Source organism: Halomonas halophila (assembly GCF_030406665.1).
In the GTDB taxonomy this organism is placed as follows: Bacteria; Pseudomonadota; Gammaproteobacteria; order Pseudomonadales; family Halomonadaceae; genus Halomonas; species Halomonas halophila.
In genome coordinates this window covers 362,746-382,220 of sequence record NZ_CP129121.1, presented here as the reverse complement: position 1 = coordinate 382,220, position 19,475 = coordinate 362,746, and the positions used below count along the sequence as shown (strand labels likewise).

The following is a 19,475-nucleotide window of genomic DNA, read 5'->3' as shown; positions in this document are numbered from 1 at the left end:
ATCCCCCGCCAGGGAGGCGTCAGTAGCCGAGCAGGCTCGGCAGGCCGGTCACCGTCACCGGCACGAAGGTGATGATGAAGAGCACCAGCAGCTCCACCAGGAACAGCGGCAGGATGCGCATCGACAGCCGTCCCAGCCCCACCTTGGCCACCGAGTCGGCGACGAACAGGCACAGCCCCATGGGCGGCGTGATCAGCCCGATCATCAGGTTGAAGATCACCACGATGCCGAAGTGCACCGGGTCCACGCCCAGGCTCATGGCGATGGGATGCAGGATCGGCACCAGCACCAGCATGGCGGCGATGCCCTCGAGGAACAGCCCCACCAGCAGGAACAGCACGATCACCGCCAGCAGGAAGGTCCACTGGGTCGAGATGTAGGACAGCGTGAGCTCGGTGAGCAGGTTGGGGACGCGGTTGTAGGTCAGTAGCCAGTTGGCGGCGCCCACCGCGGCGATGATGATCATGATCACCGCGCTGTCGACCATGGTGCGCGAGAAGATCCCCGGCAGGTCGCGCCAGCTGAGCTTGCGGAACAGCACCGTCCCCACGAACAGCGCGTAGGCGACGGCGAAGGCCGCGGCCTCCGTGGGCGTGACGATGCCCAGCAGGATCGCGCCGACCACGAACACCGGCATCAGCAGCGGGATGATGCCGTCGATCAGGATGGAGCGCTTCTCCTCCTTGGGCATCTCGACGTCGCGACGCTTCTCGTACTTGCTGGCGAACATCATCACGTAGCCGGACAGGAACATCGCCAGCAGCACCCCGGGCACGATGCCCGCCAGGAACAGCGACGGCACCGAGACCCCGGAGACGATCAGCGCATAGATGATCACCGGAATGCTCGGCGGAATGATCGGCCCGATCACCGAGGAGGCGGCGGTCAGCGCCGCGGCGAAGTCGCGCGGATAGCCTTCCTTCTCCATCTCGGGGATGAACACCCGCCCCAGCGCCGAGGTATCGGCCACCGCGGAGCCGGACAGCCCGGCGAAGATCACAGAGGCCCAGATATTGACGTGGGCCAGACCGCCCCGCACCCGCCCGATCAGCACCTTGGAGAAGGCGATGATGCGCACCGTGATGCCGCTCTCGTTCATCAGCTCGCCGGCCAGCACGAACAGCGGAATGGCCAGCAGGGCGAAGGAGTTGAGCCCCGAGAACATCTGGGTGGCCACGGTGGAGAGCTGGTAGGGAAAGCCGGCGTTGCTCATGAAGTAGAGCAGCGCGGCGACGATGGCGAAGGCGACCGGCACGCCGATGGCGAGGCCGATCAAGAGGATGGCGTAGACCATGTCAGGACACCTCGGAAGACGGATGGCACAGTGACGTCAGGCGCTCGACGAGCTTGATCAGCGCGGCGACGGCGAGCATCGCCCCTCCCAGGCACAGCGCGAACTGGTACGGCGCCAGGGTGCCCAGCGAGGCGACCCACTCCATGCCGGTGGCCTCCCGAAGACTGCGCACCGTGCCGCTCAGGCCGGAGATCCGCATCCCGCCGCGGCTCTCCATGAACAGGTAGCCGGACCGCGCCAGCAGCGCGCCGATCACGATCACGGCCAGGTCGACGACCACGAACAGCGCCTCGCGGGCCCGGTCCGGCAGGAAGTCGACGATCAGACCGAAGCGCACGTGGCGGTCCTGCACGTAGGCCAGCGCCAGGCCGAACATCACGCCGTAGATGCCGAGGAAGACCGGCACCTGATCGCCCCAGGCAAGCGAGCTGCCGAAGAGATAGCGGATGAAGGCGTTGCCGAACACGATCAGGAAGATCAACGCCATCGACAGGCCGGCGCCAAGGGCGAAGACCCCCGTGGCGAGGCGCCGGGTCAAATGGAAGAGGGTTGCCATGGGTATTCCGTCTAATGCTGTCAGGGGGAGACGCCGTGCCGACGCTCGGTCGGCACGGCGTGAGGGGCGGCGTTATTCGTCGGCGGTGGCGTCGGCCACGGCCTGCTGGAGGCGGTCGATCCATTCGGCATCGTCGCCCAGGTCCTCACGCAGCCATTCGATGACCGGCGGCTGGGCCTGTTCGCGAAAGGCGGCCAGCTCGTCCGCGGTCGGGCTGTAGACCTGCATGCCCTCTTGCTGAACCGCGTTCAGCCCCTCGGCCGTGGTGAACTGCTGGATGGACCGCCCCATGTTGCCGGCGATTTCACCGGCACGTTCGAGCACCTGCTGATCCTGCTCGGACAGCATGCTGAAGAACTGCTCGTTGATCAGCAGGAAGTCGGTCCCGTATACGTGGCCGTCCAGGGTCATGTAGTCCTGCAGTTCATGCAGATTGTTGTTGTAGATGGTACCCACCGGGTTCTCCTGGCCGTCGACTACCCCGGTGGAGAGCGCCGTGGGAAGCTCGGACCAGGCGATCGGCGTGGGCTCGGCGCCCAGGCCTTCGACCATCTCCACGTAAAGCGGAATATCCTGAACGCGGAACTTGAGGCCTTCCATGTCCGCCGGCGTGCGGATCTCGTGGTCGCTGTTGGTAAAGTGACGGAACCCGGTTTCACCGTAGCCCAGGGTACGCAGGCCGGTCTGCTCCAGGCAGTGCTGGGCCAGGGCGTCGCCGAATTCGCCGTCGAGCACGTCCCAGGCGACCACCGGGGACTCGAACATGTAGGGAATGTCCAGCACGCTGGCGGCCGGGCAGACCTTGGACATGGCGCCGGACACCATCACCACCGGCGTCATGCCGTCGATGGCCTGCTGGATCATCTCGTCCTCGTCCCCCAGCGATCCGGCCGGGAACAGCTCCACCGACAGGTTGGTTTCGGACTCGACGATGTTCTTGAAGATCCGGGCGGCGGCTCCCTTCTTGGAATTCTGCCAGTTATCCGGATCCACGTGGCCGAAACGAATCGTCTGCGGCTGCGCCTCGGCGACCGAGGCCACGCCGACGGCGAGGGCGGTACCAGCAAAGGCTAACTTGGCGGCTCTGACGTTCATGGGAGATCTCCCTTAATTATGGTTTGTGTCTCTGGTTCCAACACCGACCGGAGGCTTTCAGTTCGCCTAACGAACTTAAGTGCACGAGACGAACACTAGAATCCCCCCGCCGGGGTGTCAACGAGGCGCCATCGGATTACGACCAAGGTTGAAGTCACTCCCTCCCCACCTGCCTGCAGGCCGCTGCATGACAGCGTTCCAGCGCTCGTCCGTCGCGAGGCTCCGGCTTGACGGCACCGGGCATCGCCGACGACAAATGCAACGAGGTTCCAGAAAAAAGGCCCGCATCATGGCGGGCCCGGAGGACAGGGAGCGGCTCTCAGCCGGCCGCGATCAATGCTTCCAGGGCGGCATGGTAGCCTCGACTGCCGAGTCCGGCTATCACGCCGTCGGCGCGCAGCGACACGTAGGAGTGATGACGGAAGCTCTCGCGCTTGTGCACGTTGGACAGATGCACCTCGATCACCCGGCCGTCGAAGGCGTTCAGGGCGTCGAGAATCGCCACCGAGGTGTGCGTGTAAGCCGCCGGGTTGATGATGATCGCCCCGGTGCCGTCCAGGCGGGCGGCGTGGATGGCATCGATCAGCTCGCCCTCGTGATTGCTCTGGCGGCAGTCGATCGCCCAGCCGTGATCGGCGGCCCTGGCGCGCAGGGCGTCGTCGATGTCCGCCAGGGTCTCGTGACCGTAGATCTCCGGCTGGCGAGTGCCCAGCAGGTTGAGGTTGGGACCGTGCAGCACCAGGACCTTGCCCACGCTCATCCGTCATTCTCCTTCAGCAGTTCCCGTTTGTAGTGGGCGAACAGTGCGGCGGCCTGCTCGTCGGCCGCGGCGCGCCTGTCGGCATCCTCGCAGAAGCGCTTGAAGGCGTCCACGCCCTGGAAGACGAACAGGCTGACGCCGCTCATCACGCTGGCTCCGGCCGCCCGGGCGGCGGCAATGAACTCGGTGACCGCCGGCACGTAGACCGCATCGAAGATCCAGTGACGGGCCTCGATGAGCTCCCCGGGAATCGGGCACCCGGGGCTCTTCTCGTGGCCGATGGGCGTGCAGTTGACCAGGCCGTCGCAGCGCGCCACCGTCTCGGCCAGCTGCTCGGGGCGAATCCACGAGGCCGGGAAGCCCTCGGCCCCGAGCTCCTCACAGAGCCCACGGGCCTTGGCCTCGTCGAGGTCGAGGAGCACGATCTCCTCGGCGCCCAGCCGGCCGAGCCCGAAGGCCACCGCCTTGCCCACGCCGCCGGTGCCGATCAGCAGCACCCGCCCCGGGACGCGCTCGCCGAGGGTGGCGCGAAAGCCGCTGACGAAGCCGGTGAAGTCGGTGTTCTCGGCGAGGATGCGCCCGTCCTCGAACACCAGGGTGTTGGCCGCGCCGACCATGCGGGCGCCCTCGGTGGCCTCGTCGGCCAGCTGTACCGCCGCCTCCTTCCAGGGAAAGGTGACGTTGACGCCTCGATAGCCCTCGGCCATCACCCGACGCACTTGGCTGTCCAGGGAGTCGATGGGTAGCTCGTTGGCATCGAACAGATCATAGGTAGCGGGAATGCCGGTCAGCTCGCCCAGCCGCACGTGCAGGTCCGGCGAGCTGGAATTCATGATGGCCTTGCCGATCAGCCCCAGTTTCATGGCGTCATCTCCTGAACGGGCCCTGTCCGGGGCCTGTGTGGATATCAAATCTTCGGACGGGGACCGCAGACTCCCCGTGGCGTGTCATCCGCTCTTCGACTGGGCCGCCAGGCGAATGCCGGCATTGGCCTCGCCGAACTGCTGATAGCCGCCACGCCGCTCGACGATCTCGAAGAAGAAGCGCCCCGAGAAGGTCTCGGTGTAGGCATGGAAGAAGTCGCCGTCGTCGTTGCGGTCGAAGAGGATGTTGCGGGCCCGCATGGCCTCAAGCAACGACTCGTCGAGGTCATAGCGCGCCTCGAGGTCGTCGTAGTAGTTGCCCGGAATCCTCAGCAGCGGCAGGCCACGGGCCTGGATCTCGTCAACGGTGGCGAAGATATCGCGACTCTCGAAGGCGATCTGCTGCACGCCGCCGCGGAACTCGCTGAGGAAGCGCCCGGGCTGGGTGTCCTGCACCTGGGACACGGTGAGCGGCAGACGGATGCTGCGATCCGGGCTGACCACCGCCTGGCTGACCATCATTCCGCGCGGATCGACGATCTCGTTCTCGGCCTCGGCGGCGAAGCCGAACACGGTGCGATGGAAGAGCTGCCAGCCCAGCAGCTGGGTGGCCGGCAGCACATAGGAGAGGTGATCGACCCGCACCAGCCCCGCCTCGTCGCGGCTCTCCTGATCGAACAGCTCGAAGTCGGTGCGCCACTGCAGGTCGCCGGCCGCCTGGTCGTCGACCAGGTAGACCAGGCTGCCCTCGATGCCGCGCAGGGCCGGTATCTCCATCTCGCCCTCGCCGACCTGGCCGCGGAAGCGCGGCGCCTGGAAGGCGCGGGCCCGGTCCAGCGCCTGCTCCACATCATCGACGCGGAAGCCCACGGCGCACACCGAGGTGCCATGCAGCAGGCGGAAGGTATGGGCGAAGCTGTCGGTCTCGAAGTTGAGCACCAGATGCACTTCGCCCTGCTTCCACAGCTCGACGTTCTTCGAGCGGTGGCGCCCCACGTGGCGGAAGCCGAGCGCGCCGATGAACTCGCCCAGCGGCGCGGCGCTCTCCTCGTCGAGGGTGAACTCGATGAAATGGATGCCGCGGTAGTGCGGGGCCGGCGGAATCCGCCCCGCCCAGGGGCCATCCTCGACCAGGTTCTCGAGCCAGATCAGCGAGCGCAGGCCGTCCAGGGCGGTGATCTCGGTGGGCGCGGCGCGGAAGGCATCGCTGAAGATCTCCAGCGACAGCGGACCGTCGTAGCCCGACCGGGCCAGCTCGCGCATGAAGGCCTCGAGCGGCAGGCGCCCCTGGCCGGGGAAGCAGCGGAAATGGCGGCTCCACTGCAGCACGTCCATGTCGAGCAGGGGCGCATCGGCCACCTGGACGAAGAAGATCTTGTCGCGGGGGATCTTGCCGATGGTCGAGAGGTCATGCCCGCGGGAGAGGATATGGAAGCTGTCGAGCACCACGCCGAGATAGGGGTGATCGGCGCGCCGCACCACTTCCCAGGCATCCCGGTAGTCGGAGATATGGCGGCCCCAGGCCAGCGCCTCGAAGCCGATGCGGATGCCGCGCTGGCCGGCCCGCTCGGCGAGCTCGCGCAGGTCCGCGGCCACCCGGTCGAGATCGCCGACGGACTGCGGCGAGACATTGCTGCACACCAGCAGGAAATCGGTGCCAAGCTGCTCCATGAGATCGAACTTGCGCTCGGCACGCTGCAGGTTGCGGCTGCGCTGGGGCTCGGGCATGCCCTCGAAGTCGCGGAACGGCTGGAAGGCGACGATGGACAGCCCCAGCGAATCGCAGAGCTCGCGCACCTCCTCGGGGGAGCCGTCGAAGGACAGCAGATCATTCTCGAAGATCTCCACGCCGCCGAAGCCGGCGCGCGCGATGGCCTCCAGCTTGGTCCGCAGATCTCCACTCAGGCACACGGTGGCGATGGCACGCATCTGAACCTCCTGACAATCGGATCGAGAGATCCTCGCCACATCCCCGGCAGGGTCGCGTCGACGCGGCGAGAGACGCCCTGGCAAACTGTTCGCATAGCGTCATAAAGTTCGCATTATGCACGACATCCCGGGTAGCAAGGCAAGCCGCAATTGCCGGCGGCCGGTTCCCCGCCTCACGGCGCTCCTCCCCTAGGCTTTGTCCGAAAAGTCGGATTTGCTAATGTGTCCCATGCTGCAGCTGCATAGGTGACCCATGGCAGGACGCTACGAGATCTCCGACAATGGCTGGGCCCTCATTGAAGACATCGTCTCGCCGCCGCAGAGGTCAGGCCGTCCCCGTCGCGATGACCGCCAGGTGTTGAACGGCATCTTCTGGATCCTCTGCTCGGGCGCTAAGTGGCGTGATCTGCCAGAGCGCTACGGCCCTTGGAAGACCGTTTATGACCGTTTCCGTCAGTGGCGCGATGATGGCACCTTCGAGGCCATTCTGGCGCGCCTCCAACTTCGCTTGCGAGAGGATGGCCTGATGGATCTGGACACCTGGATGATCGATTCGACATCAATCCGCGCCACCCGGGCCGCCTCTGGAGGCGGCAAAAAGGGGGACAGGTAGAGCCCGTAGACCATGCCCTGGGACGGAGTCGCGGCGGCCTGACGACCAAGATCCATATGGTCTGTGACCGTCATGGTTGGCCGCTGACCTTCACGCTGTCGCCGGGGCAGGATTCGGATACGCGGCACTTCATTCCCACCCTGGAGGAGGTGCAACTGCCTGGAACCAAGGGCAGACCTCGTAAGCGTTGCCGCTTCATCGTGGCGGACAAGGGCTACGATAGCGACCCGCTTCGCCGCTACTGCGGCCGGCATCGCATGAAGCCGATCATTGCCCGGCGCAAGATGAAGCGAAAACCGCGCCCTGGCGCTCCGAGGGGCTTTGACAAGCCCCGATATCGGGAGCGAAACATCATTGAGCGCTGCTTCGGTTGGATCAAAGAGCTACGCCGGGTCTGCACCCGTTACGACAAGTTGGCCAGCAGCTTCCGGGCGATGGTATGCCTGGCCTGCATAGACCGTTGTTTGCGTGCAGACTTTTCAGACAGAACCTAGAGCCCGCCACGACAGCGTTTTCGGCGCCGCCACGTTCACCGGCAGGCGGGCTCCAACCTTGGTCTTAGATGACCTCACGCCACATTGACACTACTGGAAACCGATTCTAGTTTGTTCGGCCAAAGCACTTTAGTTCGACATTCGAACCCAGTGCCCCGATGCCCCTGCTGGCGGGCGCGGTACGGGAAACGGCGATACCTCCGGGCCACGGCTTCCCGGCCTTCCCGAAGCGCGCTCCCTCCCCACGACAACGCGGCCCGGTGGCGCGCGTGAAGCGGAGCCCGACGTGAGCGACTTCTTCTCCGATCCGGATAACGTGCTGGTCTTCGACTTCGACGGCGTGATCCTCGACTCGGCCCATCTCAAGCGCGAGGCCTTCGCCGCCCTCTACGACGACCAGCCCCAGCCCCTGCGCCGGGCGGTGCGCGCCTACCTGGGCCGACGCGGCGGCCAGCCCCGGGAGGTCAAGTTCCGCCATATCGAGGCGCAGATCCTCGGCCGCCAGGCCGACGAGGCGTCCATCGACACCCTGTGCCGGCGCTTCAAGGCCGACGTGGAGCAGCGCATCCTCGCCACCCCCGCCATCCCCGGCGCCCTGGCCTTCCTCGACCGCCATCGGGGCCGCCTGCCGATCTACCTGCTGTCCGCCACGCCCGAGCACGAGCTGCGCGAGATCGTCGCCCGGCGCGACCTGGCCGGCCATTTCGACGAGGTGATCGGCTCGCCGCCGGACAAGGTGACGGGGCTCGGCCAGCTGCTGAACCGCCACGGACACCGCGCCGGCCGCACGGTCATGGTCGGCGACTCCTACAACGACTATCGGGCCGCCAGCTCCAACGGCACGGGCTTCGTCGGCGTCACCGCCGATCCCGCCGCCTCGCCCTTCCCCGCGGACGTAACCACCACCCTCGATCTGCACGGCCTGGAGGCCGCGCTCGCGAGCTGGCAGCGCCAGGCGTCATCCTCAGGCGTCTCCTGACGCCGGCTCGAGCAGCCGCTGCCAGACCGCGATGACCGCCTGGCGATGCGCGGCGAAGTCGGCGTTGTCGCCACGGGCCGAATCGCCGGTCAGCGCCGCGCGATGGGCCGCGGTGCGGCAGGCCAGGTAGGCCTCGCGCAGGCGCTCGCCGTCCTCGGCGGGCAGCCGGCCGCACTGCTCCAGGGTCTCGAGGATGCGCATGTTGTCGCTCCACTGCAGCAGTGCCGGGCTGTCGTGGGCCATCGCCAGCACCGCGTACTGGCACAGGAACTCGATGTCGACCATGCCGCCCGGATCCTGCTTGAGGTCGAAGTCGTCGCCCTCGCCCTGGCTCGCCAGGTGCTTGCGCATCTTGTGGCGCATCGCCACCACCTCCTCGCGCAGCGCCTCGACGTCGCGCTCGCGGCCAAGGATCTCGCCGCGCACGGCGTCGAAGCCCTCGGCCAGGGTGTCGTGGCCGGCCACCACCCGGGCGCGCACCAGCGCCTGATGCTCCCAGGTCCAGGCCTCGCGGCGCTGGTAGTCGGCGAAGGCGTCGAGGCTCGACACCAGGAGCCCGGCGTTGCCCGAGGGCCGCAGGCGCATGTCGACCTCGTAGAGGCTGCCGGCCGGGGTCACCGCGGTGAGCAGGTGGATGATGCGCTGGCCGAGGCGGGTGAAGAACACCGCGTTGTCGATCGGCCGGTCGCCGTCGGTGCTGCCGCGGGTGGCACCGTCGTGGAGGAACACCAGGTCCAGGTCGGAGCCGTAGCCGAGCTCGATGCCGCCGAGCTTGCCGTAGCCGATGATCAGGAACTCCGGCGCCTGGCCGCAGCGCTCGCCGTCGCGACGCAGCGGGAAGCCGTGCTTGCGGGTCAGGTGCTTCCAGGCCATGGCCAGCACCGTCTCGAGGATCACCTCGGCGATGTAGGTGAGATAGTCGCTGACCTTCATCAGGTGGCGGGTGCCGGCGATGTCGGAGGCCGCCACGTGCAGCACCTGGGCGTGCTTGAACACGCGCAGCGCCTCGAGCTCGGCCTCCTCGTCGCCCTCGGGAATCCGCCCCAGGGCCTGACGCAGCTCGTCGGCCAGCCGCGCCTTGTCGGCCGGCGTGTAGAGGGTGTCCGGGGTCAGCAGCTCGTCGAGCAGGATCGGGTGGCGGGCCAGCTGCTCGGCGATCCAGGGGCTGGCGCTGCACAGGTGCATCAGATGCTCCAGCGCTTCGGGGTTCTCGCGCAGCAGCGCCAGGTAGGCGGTGCGCCGCAACACCGCCTCGACCAGCGGCAGCACCCGCTCCAGGGCCACGTCAGGCGCCTCGCTGTCCGCGGCGGCGTCGAGCAGCAGCGGCATCAGCGCCTCCAGGCGCTCGTAGCCGATGCGCTGCATGGCCTGCACCTGGCGCGAGTCGCGCAGCGCACGCAGGCGCCGGCAGGCGGCGGCCGGATCGGTGAAGCCCGCCTCGCGGAAGCGCGCCTCGGCCTCCTCCTCGCCCGGCTCGCCGCGCCACAGCGCCCGCCACTCCTCGCGCTCGCGGCCGCCCGCCGGGGCGGGGGCATCCTCGTCGGCGTCTTCGGGGTCGGCGATCACCGCGTCGAAGTGCCGGCGGACCCGATCGCGCACCTCGTCGAGCCGCGCCATCAGCGCCGGCCAGTCCTCCATGTCCAGCGCCAGGGCCACCCGCTCGCGGGCGACCTCCTCGGCCGGCAGGGTCTGGGTCTGACGATCCTCCAGCGCCTGGATGGCATGCTCGAGGTCACGCAGGAAGACGTAGTCGGGGATCAGCTCGTCGACCACCGCGGCGGGCAGCAGGCCCAGGTCCGGCAGGCGCGACAGCGCCGTCTTCAGCGAGGTGACCTGCAGCTCGGTGTCGCGCCCGCCGCGGATCAGCTGGAAGGCCTGGACCACGAACTCCACCTCGCGGATGCCGCCGGGGCCGAGCTTGATGTTGTCCTGCATGCCGCGACGGCGCACCTCGCGGTTGATCATCGCCTTGAGCTCGCGCAGCGACTCGATGGCGCCGAAGTCCAGGTAGCGGCGATAGACGAAGGGTCGGATGCTCGCCAGCAGCTCGGCACCGGCCTCGAGATCGCCGGCCACCGGGCGCGCCTTGAGCATGGCGTAGCGCTCCCACTCGCGGCCCTGGTCCTGGTAGTAGCTGGCCAGCGAGGCGAAGTTGCCGACCAGCGGACCGCCGTCGCCCAGCGGGCGCAGGCGCATGTCGACGCGGAAGGCGAAGCCGTCGGCGGTCACCGCGTCCAGCGCGCCGATCAGCTTCTGGCCGATCTTGGTGAAGTATTCCTGGTGCTCGAGCGCCTTGCGCCCGCCCACCGTCTCGCCCTTCTCGGGGAAGGCGAAGATCAGGTCGATGTCGGAGGAGAGGTTGAGCTCGCCGGCGCCGAGCTTGCCCATGCCGAGCACCACCAGGCGCTGCTCGCCGCCGTCGGCGCGCGGCCCGGGGCGGCCCCAGCGCGCCTCGAAGTGCCGCTCGAGCCAGGCCAGCGCCTGCTCCAGGCAGGTCTCGGCGAGCCGGGTGACGGCGGCCGCGGTGGCCCACATGTCGATGCCCGGCGGACGGGTCAGGTCGCGCCACACGATGCCCAGCATGCGCGCCTGGCGGAAGCGGCGCACCGCGGCGTGCATGGCCGCCTCGTCCTCGGCGGCCTCCAGGCGCTCGGCCAGGGTCTCGCTCAGGGTGTCGGCGTCCGGCGCGGCGTCCAGCTCGCCCAGGGCATCGAGCTGCGGCAGCCAGTCGGGGTGGCGAATCAGCGTCTCGGCGACGAACTCCGACACCGCCAGCACCCGCGCCAGCTGCGCGCGGCGATGCGGTGCCAGCGCCGCCCAGCTCTCGCCGGGGCCTTCCTGCTGGCGCATGTCGGCCAGGTTGTCGGCCTGCTCGAGGGCCGTGGCCAGGCGTTCCCGGGCGTGTTGCAGCGGGGCCGCCAGCGGCTCGGGAATGGCGTCCAGCGGCAGGAAGTCGTCGGGCAGGGCCATGGGCGTCTCGCATCCGGTTGATCGATGCCCTCAGCATACCCAAGCCGGGGCGCCGCGCACTAGCCGGCGGCCGCCCGCCTCAGCCCAGGAACCGGTCCCAGGCGATCAGCCCCCAGGTCAGACCGACGGTCAGCAGCGCCATCATTACCGCCGCCGAGCCAATGTCCTTGGCGCGGCCGGAGAGCTTGTGGCGCTCCGGGCCGATGCGATCGACCACGTTCTCGATGGCGCTGTTGAGCAGCTCGACGATCAGCACCAGCAGGCAGCTGCCGATCAGCAGGATCCACTCCACCGGCTCGCGGCCCAGCCACACGGCCAGCGGTGCCATCACCAGGCACAGGCCGAGCTCCTGGCGAAAGGCGGCCTCGTGGCGATAGGCCGCCCCGAGGCCCTTGAGGGAGTAACGAGTGGAGTGCACCAGATGGCGCCAGCCGGTGTATCCGGGTTTCATCGATTTCATCCATCAGCTTCGGCGTGGGAACGCCGATGGTAGCAGAGCCGAATGGGGCAATTATGACGCGCCGGCCAACGTGACTCAGTGCGCCTCGATCATCGCCGAGAGGTCCACCGACAGCCGGTCCAGCACCTGGGACCAGCTCAGGTAGGGCGTCGAGCCGGTGCCGTTGACCAGCACGCTGAACACGCCCCAGCGCCCGGTGCGGGTGCGGAAGTAGCCGGCCGCGGCGCGCACCGACACCGGCTGGTTGAGGGTGCCGGTCTTGAGCATGACGTGGTCCTGGAAAGTCGCCGGGCCGCGGCGAATGAAGCGCATCACGCCGTTGCTCGGCGACTGCAGGGCGGCGACGAAGCTCGGGAACAGCGAGGGCTGACGGAACATGTGCTCGAGCAGCACGTTCACCCCGGCGGCGCTGGTGCGGTTCTCCGGCGTCAGGCCGCTGCCGCTGTCCAGGCGCAGCGGGCCGTGGCCCGCCAGGCCGCCGGCGAAGGCCTCGATGGCATCGCCACCCTGGCTCAGCGACGGGCGCGGCGTCTTGGCCAGATCCAGCGTCAGGGTGTCGGCCATGAAATTGTTGGAATAGTTGAGCGTGCGCAGCAGCAGCTCCTGCAGCGGCTTGCCGTCCACCGCGGCCAGGCGTGAGGCGCTGGCCGGCGGCTCCAGCGTGGTGGTGACGTGCCCGCCGGCCACCGCGATGCCGGCCTGCTCGAGCATTGCCATCAAGGTGCGGCCCGCCTGCTCGGCGGGGTCGGAGCTGGTGCGATAGAGCTCGCGCGGACGAGCATTGGTGGAAATCTGCCCGGACACCCGCATCACGTCACCGTCGCCGTCGGTGACCCGCTCCGCCGCCAGCTGGGTGCCACTGTCGGGCGGCCGGGTCTCGATGCGGTTGTCGATGCGCACCAGATCGGCCTGGCCGTCGCAGGGCGTGACCTGGGCCGGCGCGCCGGCGGTACGCGCCGGCGCCACGGTCACGCACCAATTGCCGTAGTTGACCGCCGCCGAGGAGAGCAGCGCGCTGTAGGCGTTGTCGACGCGACGCTGGCCGTCGCAGCGATCGGTGGTCAGGCAGGCTACCGGGCCGAAGCGCCACTGGCTGACCACCAGCCGGCCAGCGACCTCGCGCACCCCGGCCTGATGCAGCCGCTGCACCAGTCGCCACAGGTCCTCGGTGGTCAGTGCCGGATCGCCGCCACCATCGAGGATCAGGTCGCCCTGCAGCACGCCCTCGGCGTCGGGCTCGGCGCTGCCGAGCAGCTGCGTGGTGAAACGATGCTGGGGGCCGAAGCGCTCGAGTGCCGCCGCCGCGGTATATATCTTGGACACCGAGGCCGGCGACAGCTGGCGCTCCGGCGAGAGGCTGCCCAGGGTCTCGCCCGGCTCGCCGTTGCCCAGCAGGCGCGCCTCGGCACCGATCAGGAAGCCGTCATCGGCCAGTTCCTCGAGGTGGGAGAACCCGTGCCCCAGGGCGGTCAGGGGCAGCAGCGACAGCAGGCAGAGCGAGAGACAGCGAGACAGCATGGGCATCATCCGTGAGGTCGAAGGGCACAGGAGAAAGCGCGGCAGAGCCGCAGTCTACCCGTGCCCCAGGCGCGATTCGACCGTGCGCCACCTCAGTGGGCAGACACCCGGGAAAAGGCCTGGATGACCACCACCCCGCCGATGATCATGGCAAGGCCCAGCGCCGCCGGCGCATCCAGGCGCTCGCCGTAGACCAGGACGCCGATCAGGGTCACCAGCACGATGCCGAGCCCGGCCCAGAAGGCATAGGCGATGCCCACCGGCAGGGTGCGCAGCGCCAGCGTCAGCAGGTAGAAGGCCAGCACGTAACCGACCACCACGGTCACGCTCGGCCACAGCCGGGTGAACTCCTGGGAGGCCTTCAGCGAGCTGGTCGCCACCACCTCGGCGACGATCGCCAGTGCCAGGTACAGATAGGCCATCAGGCACCTCCCCGCGCCAGCCGACGGCGCATCACGAGATCGAACAGCGTATTGAAGACCATGGCATAGGCCAGGAAGAACAGCATGAAGCCGAGGTCCAGCCAGAAGGCCTCCACGAGGCCGATGCCCATCCACCAGGCGACCGCCGGCAGGGTCATCACCAGCAGACCGAGCTCGAAACCGAAGGACTGGGCGAAGCGCTGTCTCAGGCTGCGGCGACGAGTCGGCACCAGCGCATCGAAGACGCGATTCCAGACCAGGTTCCAGAGCATGGCGTCGGTGGCCAGCCCTGCGGCCAGCACGCCGATCTCGCCCATGTCATGGCCGGTCAGCCAGCTGGCCAGTGGCGTCACCATCAACAGGCCGCCGGCCTCGAACAGCGTGGTATGCGTCAGGCGTTCCTTCCAGGAGCGCATCGTCACCTCCCAAGATATCGTCACGAGACCATCTGGCCTCGACCTGACGGACTATTCTCGCCACCATGGCGATGGATACGAGTTAGATTCCATCTACAAATCCGATAGGTCACCCATGCGCTGGACCCTCGATCAGCTGGAAGTGCTCATCGCCTGCGCCGAGTGCGGCTCCTTCTCCGCCGCGGCCCGGCACCTGGGCCGCGCCCAGTCGGCGGTGAGCACCGCCGTCGCTCACCTGGAGGCCGACCTGGCCTGCACGCTCTTCGACCGCGACGGCCGCCTGCCGCGCCTGACCGAGGCCGGCGAGGCCCTGCTCCACGAGGCCCGCGCGGTGCTGCGCCAGTGCCAGCGGCTGGACTCCCGCGCCAGGGCCATCGCCGAGGGCGAGGAGGCCCGGCTGGTGCTGGCCATCGACGAGGCGCTGGTCGAGATGCCGCCGGTGGACGAGACCCTCGAGGCCCTGGCCCACCACTATCCCGCCCTGCAGCTGACCCTGCTCTACGGCGCCCAGGGCGATATCGCCGGCTGGGTCGAGGATCGCACCGCCGATCTGGGCATCCTGCTCGGCCGGCTCGGCCGCGGCCCGCTGCTCGAGGGCATGCCGATCGCCCATCTGCGCCAGTCGCTGGTGGTCGGCCGCGACCACCCGTTGGCCGATCAGGGGCCGCCTTCCCTCAGTGATCTGGCCCATCACCGCCAGCTGCTGATCGCCTCGCGTTCGGGGGACGACGCCGAAACGCCGCTCAGCGCCCAGTTCTGGCGCCTCAACAGCTTCTACTCGATGGGTGAGCTGGCCGTTCGCGGCCTCGGTTGGGCCCTGGTCCCCGAGCACATCGCCCGCTATCCACCGTTCCGCGAGCACCTGGTCACGCTGTCGGACGACACCCTGGGCACCCTGCCGATCCTCGACGTGGAGACGGTCTCGCGCCGGGACGCGGCCCAGGGGCCGATCGCCCGCTGGCTGCGGCGGACGCTGGGTGAACGATTTCGCGACCGCCGCAGCCGCTGAGCCGCCTCACTCGACCGGCAGCAGCCCCGGACGATGCGGCAGCTCGGCGACCATCCTCCACAGCGGCTGACCGCTGAGGTGGTACTTGCGCTCGAAGTGGGTCAGGAAATCCCCCGCCGGATCGTGGGCTTCCACCGGCGCGGCGACGCCGGTCGCCTGCTCGACCGCCAGCGAGAACTCCTCGACGTAGAGCCGCCAGTTGGAACGCAGCTCCAGCCGCCCGCCCAGCGCCAGGATGGCGGGGAACACCGGATGCCCCTGCCAGCGCATCTTGAGGTGCGTCGACTTGGGGTAGGGGTTCGGGTACAGCAGGTAGTGGCGTACCGGGCGCCAGCCGGCGGCCAGCGCCAGCCGCCAGAAGTCCACCAGGTCGGCACGCACCAGCAGGGCATTGTCGGGCGGCGCGCCGTGCTCCCGGGACAGCCGGTCGGCGCTGCGGTCCACGCCGATCACCACGCAGTCGGGATGGGCCTCGGCCAGCCGCCGCGTCGACAGCCCCACGCCACAGCAGGCGTCGAGGATCAGCGGCGCCTCGCCGTACGACGCCCGCCACGCCTCGGCCGCGGCGAAGGCCTCGCGGGTATGATCGGCCAGCGGCTTGCGCAGCGGATGGGTCAGGGCCCGTTCGACCCGGCGTGCCAGATCGTGATGGGGGCCGGGCTGGTTGGACGTGATGATGCGGGAACGCTCGGACATGGCGGTGATCGGTCGGGGGCTTGGGAAGGCATGCATTCTACCAGCCATGGGCCGGCCCGAGGGCCTCTCGCCTGCCCGGCCGGCCGGGTTGTGGAAAACCCCTCCATGCCCCGCATGACGGCGCACCGGGCCGGGTGCTATGATCCTTGGCCAAAAGGACAATAGCAGCCCATATATCAACCGCACTACGAGGAACCCGGCTTGTCACATTTACCGGTGATCGTGGGCATGGGTGGCGTGAATCCCGCCGGCCGAGCCTCGGGACATCAGGCGTTTCGCCGCACCGTGCTCGACGCCTTGCCCGACGACGTCCAAGCCCAGACCCTGCTCGGCCTGGCGGCCATGATGCGCCTGGCCAGCGCCCAGGCCGACGATGCCTGGCACGACGCCGACGGCAACCCCCTCGACGCCGCGGCCATCGTCGAGCAGACCCGCCAGCGCGTGCTCGACCATACCCTGATCCGTCGCAACGAAGACCCCCGTTTCAACGCCGAGGGCCTGCCCGCCAACCGTCGCGCCAGCCTCGATCTCGAGGCGCCGATGACCTTCCGGGTACGCCGTCGTCAGCTGCCGGACAGCCTGCCGCCCACCTGGCAGGTCCGCGAGATCGACCGCAAGCATCTGGAAGTGACGGTGCCGGCCGGCGAGATGGACGTCATGCTGCCCGAGACTCGCCCGGCCCAGGTGCGCGCCGCCGGCCAGCTGCCCTCCGGCTTCGAGCCCGGTCAGCTGTACCGCAGCGTGCACCACCCGCGCGGCCTGTCCATGGCGATCTTCGCCGCCAGCGACTGCCTGGGCGACAGCGGCCTGGCCTGGGAAGACCTGCATGACCGACTCGACCCCGACCAGGTCGCCGTCTACGCCGGCAACTCCATCGGCCAGCTCGACGACGACGGCTGGGGCGGGCTGCTCAAGAGCTTCGCCACCGGCAAGCGCGCCACCTCCAAGCAGATGCCGCTGGGCTACGGCCAGATGCCGGCCGACTTCCTCAACGCCTATGTCCTCGGCAGCGTCGGCAGCACCGGCGCGGCACTCGGCGCCTGCGCCAGCTTCCTCTACAACCTGCGCCTGGGCGTCGACGACATCCGCGCCGGCCGCCGCCGGGTGGTGATGGTCGGCACCGCCGACGCGCCGATCACCCCCGAGATCATCGAGGGCTTCCGCACCATGGGCGCCCTGGCCGACGACGAGAGTCTCAAGGCGCTGGACGCCCTCGAGCTGCTCACCGACCTGGACTACCAGCGCGCCTGCCGCCCGTTCGCCCGCAACTGCGGCTTCACCATGGGCGAGTCCAGTCAGTTCGTGATGCTGATGGACGACGCCCTGGCGCTGGAGGTCGGCGCCGAGGTGCTGGGCAGCGTGCCGGACGTGTTCGTCAACGCCGACGGCTGGAAGCGCTCGATCTCGGCGCCCGGCATCGGCAACTACATCACCCTCGGCAAGGCCGCCTCGCTGGTGCGCGAGATGCTCGGCGAGACCGCCCTGCGCGAACGCACCTTCCTGCACGCCCACGGCACCAGCACGCCGAAGAACCGCGAGACCGAGTCCCACGTCTTCGACATGGTCGCCCAGGCCCACGGCATCGAGGACTGGCCGGTGGTGGCGGTCAAGGCCTTCGTCGGCCATTCCCAGGGCAGCGCCGCCGGCGACCAGCTGGCCAGCGCCTTGGGCAGCTTCGCCCACGACCTGCTGCCGGGCATCCCGACCCTGGATGACAGCCAGCCCGAAGACCTGCACGCCGAACGCCTGCGACTGTTCCGCGAGCCGCTGCGCTTCGCCGCCGACGCCGCCTTCGTCAACGCCAAGGGCTTCGGCGGCAACAACGCCACCGGCGTGGTGCTGTCGCCGGCCGTCACCGAGCGGCTGATGACCGCCCGCCACGGCGACGCCGCGATGGACGAATGGCGCAGCCGCCGCGAGGCCACCCGCCAGGCCGCCGCCGCCTATCGCCACGAGGCCGACCGTGGCCGCTTCCAGCCGCGCTACCGCTTCGGCGAGGGCGTGCTGGAGGGCCCCGAGCTCGAGGTCGGCGCGGACAGCATCCGCATCCCGGGCTACGCCAAGCCGGTCTCGCTGGCCGTGGACAACCCCTTCGGACGCCTCGACGACGGAGAAGCGTGATGAACGTCGCCGTCTACCCCGGCACCTTCGACCCCATTACCAACGGCCACTTCGACCTGATCGAGCGCGCCTCGCGGCTGTTCGACAAGGTGGTGGTGGCCATCGCCACCAGCCCCGGCAAGGGGCCGACGCTGGACCTCGATACCCGGACCGCCCTGGCGCGCCGGGTGGTCGAGGGCCTCGACAACGTCGAGGTGACGGGTTTCTCGGGGCTGATGACCGAATTCATGAAGCAGCAGCAGGCCCGGGTGCTGCTGCGCGGGCTGCGCGCGGTCTCGGACTTCGAGTACGAGCTGCAGCTGGCCAACATGAACCGCGCCCAGATGCCCGAGCTCGAGACGGTGTTCCTGACACCGGAGGTGGAGAACTCCTACATCTCCTCGAGCCTGGTGCGCGAGATCGCCCGGCTCGGCGGCGACGTCTCGAAGCACGTGCACCCCGAGGTCGCCGAAACGCTGAAGCGGCATTACAATACCTGACCATGGCACTCGGGCATGATGCCCGAGCCCGCCGGCCGCGATTTTCGTGAGGTACTCCATGGCCCTGATGATCACCGACGAGTGCATCAACTGCGACGTCTGCGAACCCGAATGCCCCAACGGCGCCATCTCGCCGGGGGAAGAGATCTACGTCATCGATCCCGGTCTGTGCACCGAGTGCGTCGGCCACTATGACGAGCCCCAGTGCCAGCAGGTCTGCCCGGTGGACTGCATCCCGCTCGACCCCGAGCGCAAGGAGAGCCAGGAGCAGCTGATGGCGAAGTACGAGCGCATCACCGCCGCCTGACCGTCTCGCCACTACAGACGCCGCGACGACAGACACCACGACGTCCCGCCTCGAGCGGGGCGTCGTGTCTTGTGCCGGGCACCCAGTGGCGCCCTAGCGTTCGTCGCCGCGGCGGCTCACCTCACAGCCCAGACAGCGCCGGAAGGTCGCCTCGGCGGGCGTCTTGATCAGCGTCTCCGCGGCCTCCTCGACGTTGCCGCCCAGGGCGCTGAACGGCAGCGAGACCAGAAACAACGCCGTGCCACCCACCGTGGCCGCGGCCAGCAGCGGCCGGGCGAACAGGGCATCCACCGCCATGGCGCCGCCGCTGGGACGCGCTTCATCGTCCGTGGCCAGCGCCGACGGTGCGCTCATCAGCAGCGCCAGTAGCAACGCCAGCCCCAGGCTCCCACCGTTCACTCGTGTCATGGTTCGTCCCTCCTGCGATGGTGACATTCGGGGACGCCTCCCCGGCTTTCTCTCCAGCGTAGACGGACTGGCGACGCCGGGCCGCT

General features: G+C 68.8%; 19 protein-coding genes. 6 read left to right on the top strand and 13 right to left on the bottom strand.

The window, feature by feature from the left end; translation table 11 throughout:
• Positions 1-19: 19 nt before the first annotated feature.
• From QWG60_RS01700 to QWG60_RS01675, 6 genes are all read right to left on the bottom strand, one after another.
• Positions 20-1,294: a TRAP transporter large permease gene (locus QWG60_RS01700; RefSeq protein WP_146910359.1), complete on the bottom strand. Its 1,275-nt coding sequence runs from the start codon at positions 1,292-1,294 to the stop codon at positions 20-22.
• 1 nt (position 1,295) lies between these two features.
• Entirely contained in the window at positions 1,296-1,850 is a 555-nt protein-coding gene (locus QWG60_RS01695) for a TRAP transporter small permease (RefSeq protein ID WP_146910357.1), read from the bottom strand.
• Positions 1,851-1,922: 72 nt separating this feature from the next.
• A complete protein-coding gene (gene dctP / locus QWG60_RS01690; protein WP_146910355.1) occupies positions 1,923-2,945 on the bottom strand; it encodes a TRAP transporter substrate-binding protein DctP in 1,023 nt (340 codons plus the stop codon).
• A gap of 319 nt (positions 2,946-3,264) precedes the next feature.
• Positions 3,265-3,705, bottom strand: coding sequence for a type II 3-dehydroquinate dehydratase (aroQ, locus tag QWG60_RS01685; RefSeq protein ID WP_146910353.1), 441 nt, complete (start codon positions 3,703-3,705; stop codon positions 3,265-3,267).
• Positions 3,702-4,568, bottom strand: a complete 867-nt coding sequence (locus tag QWG60_RS01680) for a shikimate dehydrogenase family protein (RefSeq protein WP_146910351.1) — start codon at positions 4,566-4,568, stop codon at positions 3,702-3,704. Before QWG60_RS01680 ends, aroQ begins: the two co-directional genes overlap by 4 nt.
• A gap of 84 nt (positions 4,569-4,652) precedes the next feature.
• On the bottom strand, positions 4,653-6,497 hold the full coding sequence (locus QWG60_RS01675) for a bifunctional sugar phosphate isomerase/epimerase/4-hydroxyphenylpyruvate dioxygenase family protein (protein ID WP_146910349.1): 1,845 nt from the start codon (positions 6,495-6,497) through the stop codon (positions 4,653-4,655).
• Positions 6,498-6,750: 253 nt separating this feature from the next.
• Here QWG60_RS01675 and QWG60_RS01670 point away from each other — a divergent pair.
• Positions 6,751-7,604, top strand: a protein-coding gene (locus QWG60_RS01670; protein ID WP_146910409.1) for an IS5 family transposase whose coding sequence is annotated in 2 segments (ribosomal slippage) — positions 6,751-7,093 and positions 7,093-7,604 — 855 coding nt in all. Because the reading frame shifts where the segments join, the coding sequence is not laid out codon by codon here.
• Between the two features lie 286 nt (positions 7,605-7,890).
• The gene (locus QWG60_RS01665) at positions 7,891-8,583 is read left to right on the top strand and encodes an HAD family hydrolase (protein ID WP_146908953.1); all 693 of its coding nucleotides are present in this window, start codon (positions 7,891-7,893) and stop codon (positions 8,581-8,583) included.
• Here QWG60_RS01665 and glnE read toward each other — a convergent pair.
• The 5 genes from glnE to QWG60_RS01640 all read right to left on the bottom strand — a co-directional run bounded on the left by glnE (position 8,569) and on the right by QWG60_RS01640 (position 14,369).
• Positions 8,569-11,553: a bifunctional [glutamate--ammonia ligase]-adenylyl-L-tyrosine phosphorylase/[glutamate--ammonia-ligase] adenylyltransferase gene (gene glnE, locus QWG60_RS01660; RefSeq protein WP_146908951.1), complete on the bottom strand. Its 2,985-nt coding sequence runs from the start codon at positions 11,551-11,553 to the stop codon at positions 8,569-8,571. The genes QWG60_RS01665 and glnE overlap by 15 nt on opposite strands.
• A gap of 79 nt (positions 11,554-11,632) precedes the next feature.
• A complete protein-coding gene (locus QWG60_RS01655; RefSeq protein ID WP_035599364.1) occupies positions 11,633-12,004 on the bottom strand; it encodes a diacylglycerol kinase in 372 nt (123 codons plus the stop codon).
• Between the two features lie 84 nt (positions 12,005-12,088).
• Positions 12,089-13,531 (bottom strand): D-alanyl-D-alanine carboxypeptidase/D-alanyl-D-alanine endopeptidase, encoded by a 1,443-nt coding sequence (dacB, locus tag QWG60_RS01650; RefSeq protein ID WP_107181449.1) that lies wholly within the window; start codon positions 13,529-13,531, stop codon positions 12,089-12,091.
• A 92-nt stretch (positions 13,532-13,623) separates the two neighbouring features.
• Positions 13,624-13,956 carry a DMT family transporter gene (locus tag QWG60_RS01645; RefSeq protein ID WP_173835036.1) on the bottom strand — a complete coding sequence of 111 codons (333 nt, stop codon included), beginning with the start codon at positions 13,954-13,956 and terminating at the stop codon, positions 13,624-13,626.
• Positions 13,953-14,369, bottom strand: coding sequence for a PACE efflux transporter (locus QWG60_RS01640; RefSeq protein WP_146908949.1), 417 nt, complete (start codon positions 14,367-14,369; stop codon positions 13,953-13,955). The genes QWG60_RS01645 and QWG60_RS01640 overlap by 4 nt, the downstream gene beginning before the upstream one ends.
• Positions 14,370-14,484: 115 nt before the next feature.
• Here QWG60_RS01640 and QWG60_RS01635 point away from each other — a divergent pair, with 115 nt between their 5' ends.
• The gene (locus tag QWG60_RS01635) at positions 14,485-15,378 is read left to right on the top strand and encodes a LysR family transcriptional regulator (RefSeq protein ID WP_046078098.1); all 894 of its coding nucleotides are present in this window, start codon (positions 14,485-14,487) and stop codon (positions 15,376-15,378) included.
• Between the two features lie 6 nt (positions 15,379-15,384).
• On the opposite strand, the gene trmB is transcribed toward QWG60_RS01635, so the two are convergent.
• Positions 15,385-16,074 (bottom strand): tRNA (guanine(46)-N(7))-methyltransferase TrmB, encoded by a 690-nt coding sequence (trmB, locus tag QWG60_RS01630; protein WP_046078099.1) that lies wholly within the window; start codon positions 16,072-16,074, stop codon positions 15,385-15,387.
• Between the two features lie 228 nt (positions 16,075-16,302).
• Between trmB and QWG60_RS01625 the strand changes: the two genes are divergently transcribed.
• From QWG60_RS01625 to QWG60_RS01615, 3 genes are read left to right on the top strand one after another with little or no spacing between them, the layout of a single operon-like run.
• Positions 16,303-18,195 carry a beta-ketoacyl synthase gene (locus QWG60_RS01625; RefSeq protein ID WP_035599349.1) on the top strand — a complete coding sequence of 631 codons (1,893 nt, stop codon included), beginning with the start codon at positions 16,303-16,305 and terminating at the stop codon, positions 18,193-18,195.
• Positions 18,195-18,674 (top strand): pantetheine-phosphate adenylyltransferase, encoded by a 480-nt coding sequence (coaD, locus tag QWG60_RS01620; protein ID WP_035599346.1) that lies wholly within the window; start codon positions 18,195-18,197, stop codon positions 18,672-18,674. The genes QWG60_RS01625 and coaD overlap by 1 nt, the downstream gene beginning before the upstream one ends.
• 58 nt (positions 18,675-18,732) lie before the next feature.
• Positions 18,733-18,981 carry a YfhL family 4Fe-4S dicluster ferredoxin gene (locus QWG60_RS01615; protein ID WP_046078101.1) on the top strand — a complete coding sequence of 83 codons (249 nt, stop codon included), beginning with the start codon at positions 18,733-18,735 and terminating at the stop codon, positions 18,979-18,981.
• A 93-nt stretch (positions 18,982-19,074) separates the two neighbouring features.
• Here the strand turns inward: QWG60_RS01615 and QWG60_RS01610 are convergent, their stop codons facing one another.
• Positions 19,075-19,389 (bottom strand): hypothetical protein, encoded by a 315-nt coding sequence (locus QWG60_RS01610; RefSeq protein WP_146908946.1) that lies wholly within the window; start codon positions 19,387-19,389, stop codon positions 19,075-19,077.
• Between the last annotated feature and the right edge of the window lie 86 nt (positions 19,390-19,475).

What these genes read in the sequence shown, in the direction of transcription:
- QWG60_RS01700 (WP_146910359.1), bottom strand. Translation starts at nt 1,294, where the DNA reads ATGGTCTACGCCATCCTCTTGATCGGCCTCGCCATCGGCGTGCCGGTC.
- QWG60_RS01695 (WP_146910357.1), bottom strand. Translation starts at nt 1,850, where the DNA reads ATGGCAACCCTCTTCCATTTGACCCGGCGCCTCGCCACGGGGGTCTTC.
- dctP (WP_146910355.1), bottom strand. Translation starts at nt 2,945, where the DNA reads ATGAACGTCAGAGCCGCCAAGTTAGCCTTTGCTGGTACCGCCCTCGCC.
- aroQ (WP_146910353.1), bottom strand. Translation starts at nt 3,705, where the DNA reads ATGAGCGTGGGCAAGGTCCTGGTGCTGCACGGTCCCAACCTCAACCTG.
- QWG60_RS01680 (WP_146910351.1), bottom strand. Translation starts at nt 4,568, where the DNA reads ATGAAACTGGGGCTGATCGGCAAGGCCATCATGAATTCCAGCTCGCCG.
- QWG60_RS01675 (WP_146910349.1), bottom strand. Translation starts at nt 6,497, where the DNA reads ATGCGTGCCATCGCCACCGTGTGCCTGAGTGGAGATCTGCGGACCAAG.
- glnE (WP_146908951.1), bottom strand. Translation starts at nt 11,553, where the DNA reads ATGGCCCTGCCCGACGACTTCCTGCCGCTGGACGCCATTCCCGAGCCG.
- QWG60_RS01655 (WP_035599364.1), bottom strand. Translation starts at nt 12,004, where the DNA reads ATGAAACCCGGATACACCGGCTGGCGCCATCTGGTGCACTCCACTCGT.
- dacB (WP_107181449.1), bottom strand. Translation starts at nt 13,531, where the DNA reads ATGCTGTCTCGCTGTCTCTCGCTCTGCCTGCTGTCGCTGCTGCCCCTG.
- QWG60_RS01640 (WP_146908949.1), bottom strand. Translation starts at nt 14,369, where the DNA reads ATGCGCTCCTGGAAGGAACGCCTGACGCATACCACGCTGTTCGAGGCC.
- QWG60_RS01635 (WP_046078098.1), top strand. Translation starts at nt 14,485, where the DNA reads ATGCGCTGGACCCTCGATCAGCTGGAAGTGCTCATCGCCTGCGCCGAG.
- trmB (WP_046078099.1), bottom strand. Translation starts at nt 16,074, where the DNA reads ATGTCCGAGCGTTCCCGCATCATCACGTCCAACCAGCCCGGCCCCCAT.
- QWG60_RS01625 (WP_035599349.1), top strand. Translation starts at nt 16,303, where the DNA reads ATGGGTGGCGTGAATCCCGCCGGCCGAGCCTCGGGACATCAGGCGTTT.
- coaD (WP_035599346.1), top strand. Translation starts at nt 18,195, where the DNA reads ATGAACGTCGCCGTCTACCCCGGCACCTTCGACCCCATTACCAACGGC.
- QWG60_RS01615 (WP_046078101.1), top strand. Translation starts at nt 18,733, where the DNA reads ATGGCCCTGATGATCACCGACGAGTGCATCAACTGCGACGTCTGCGAA.
- QWG60_RS01610 (WP_146908946.1), bottom strand. Translation starts at nt 19,389, where the DNA reads ATGACACGAGTGAACGGTGGGAGCCTGGGGCTGGCGTTGCTACTGGCG.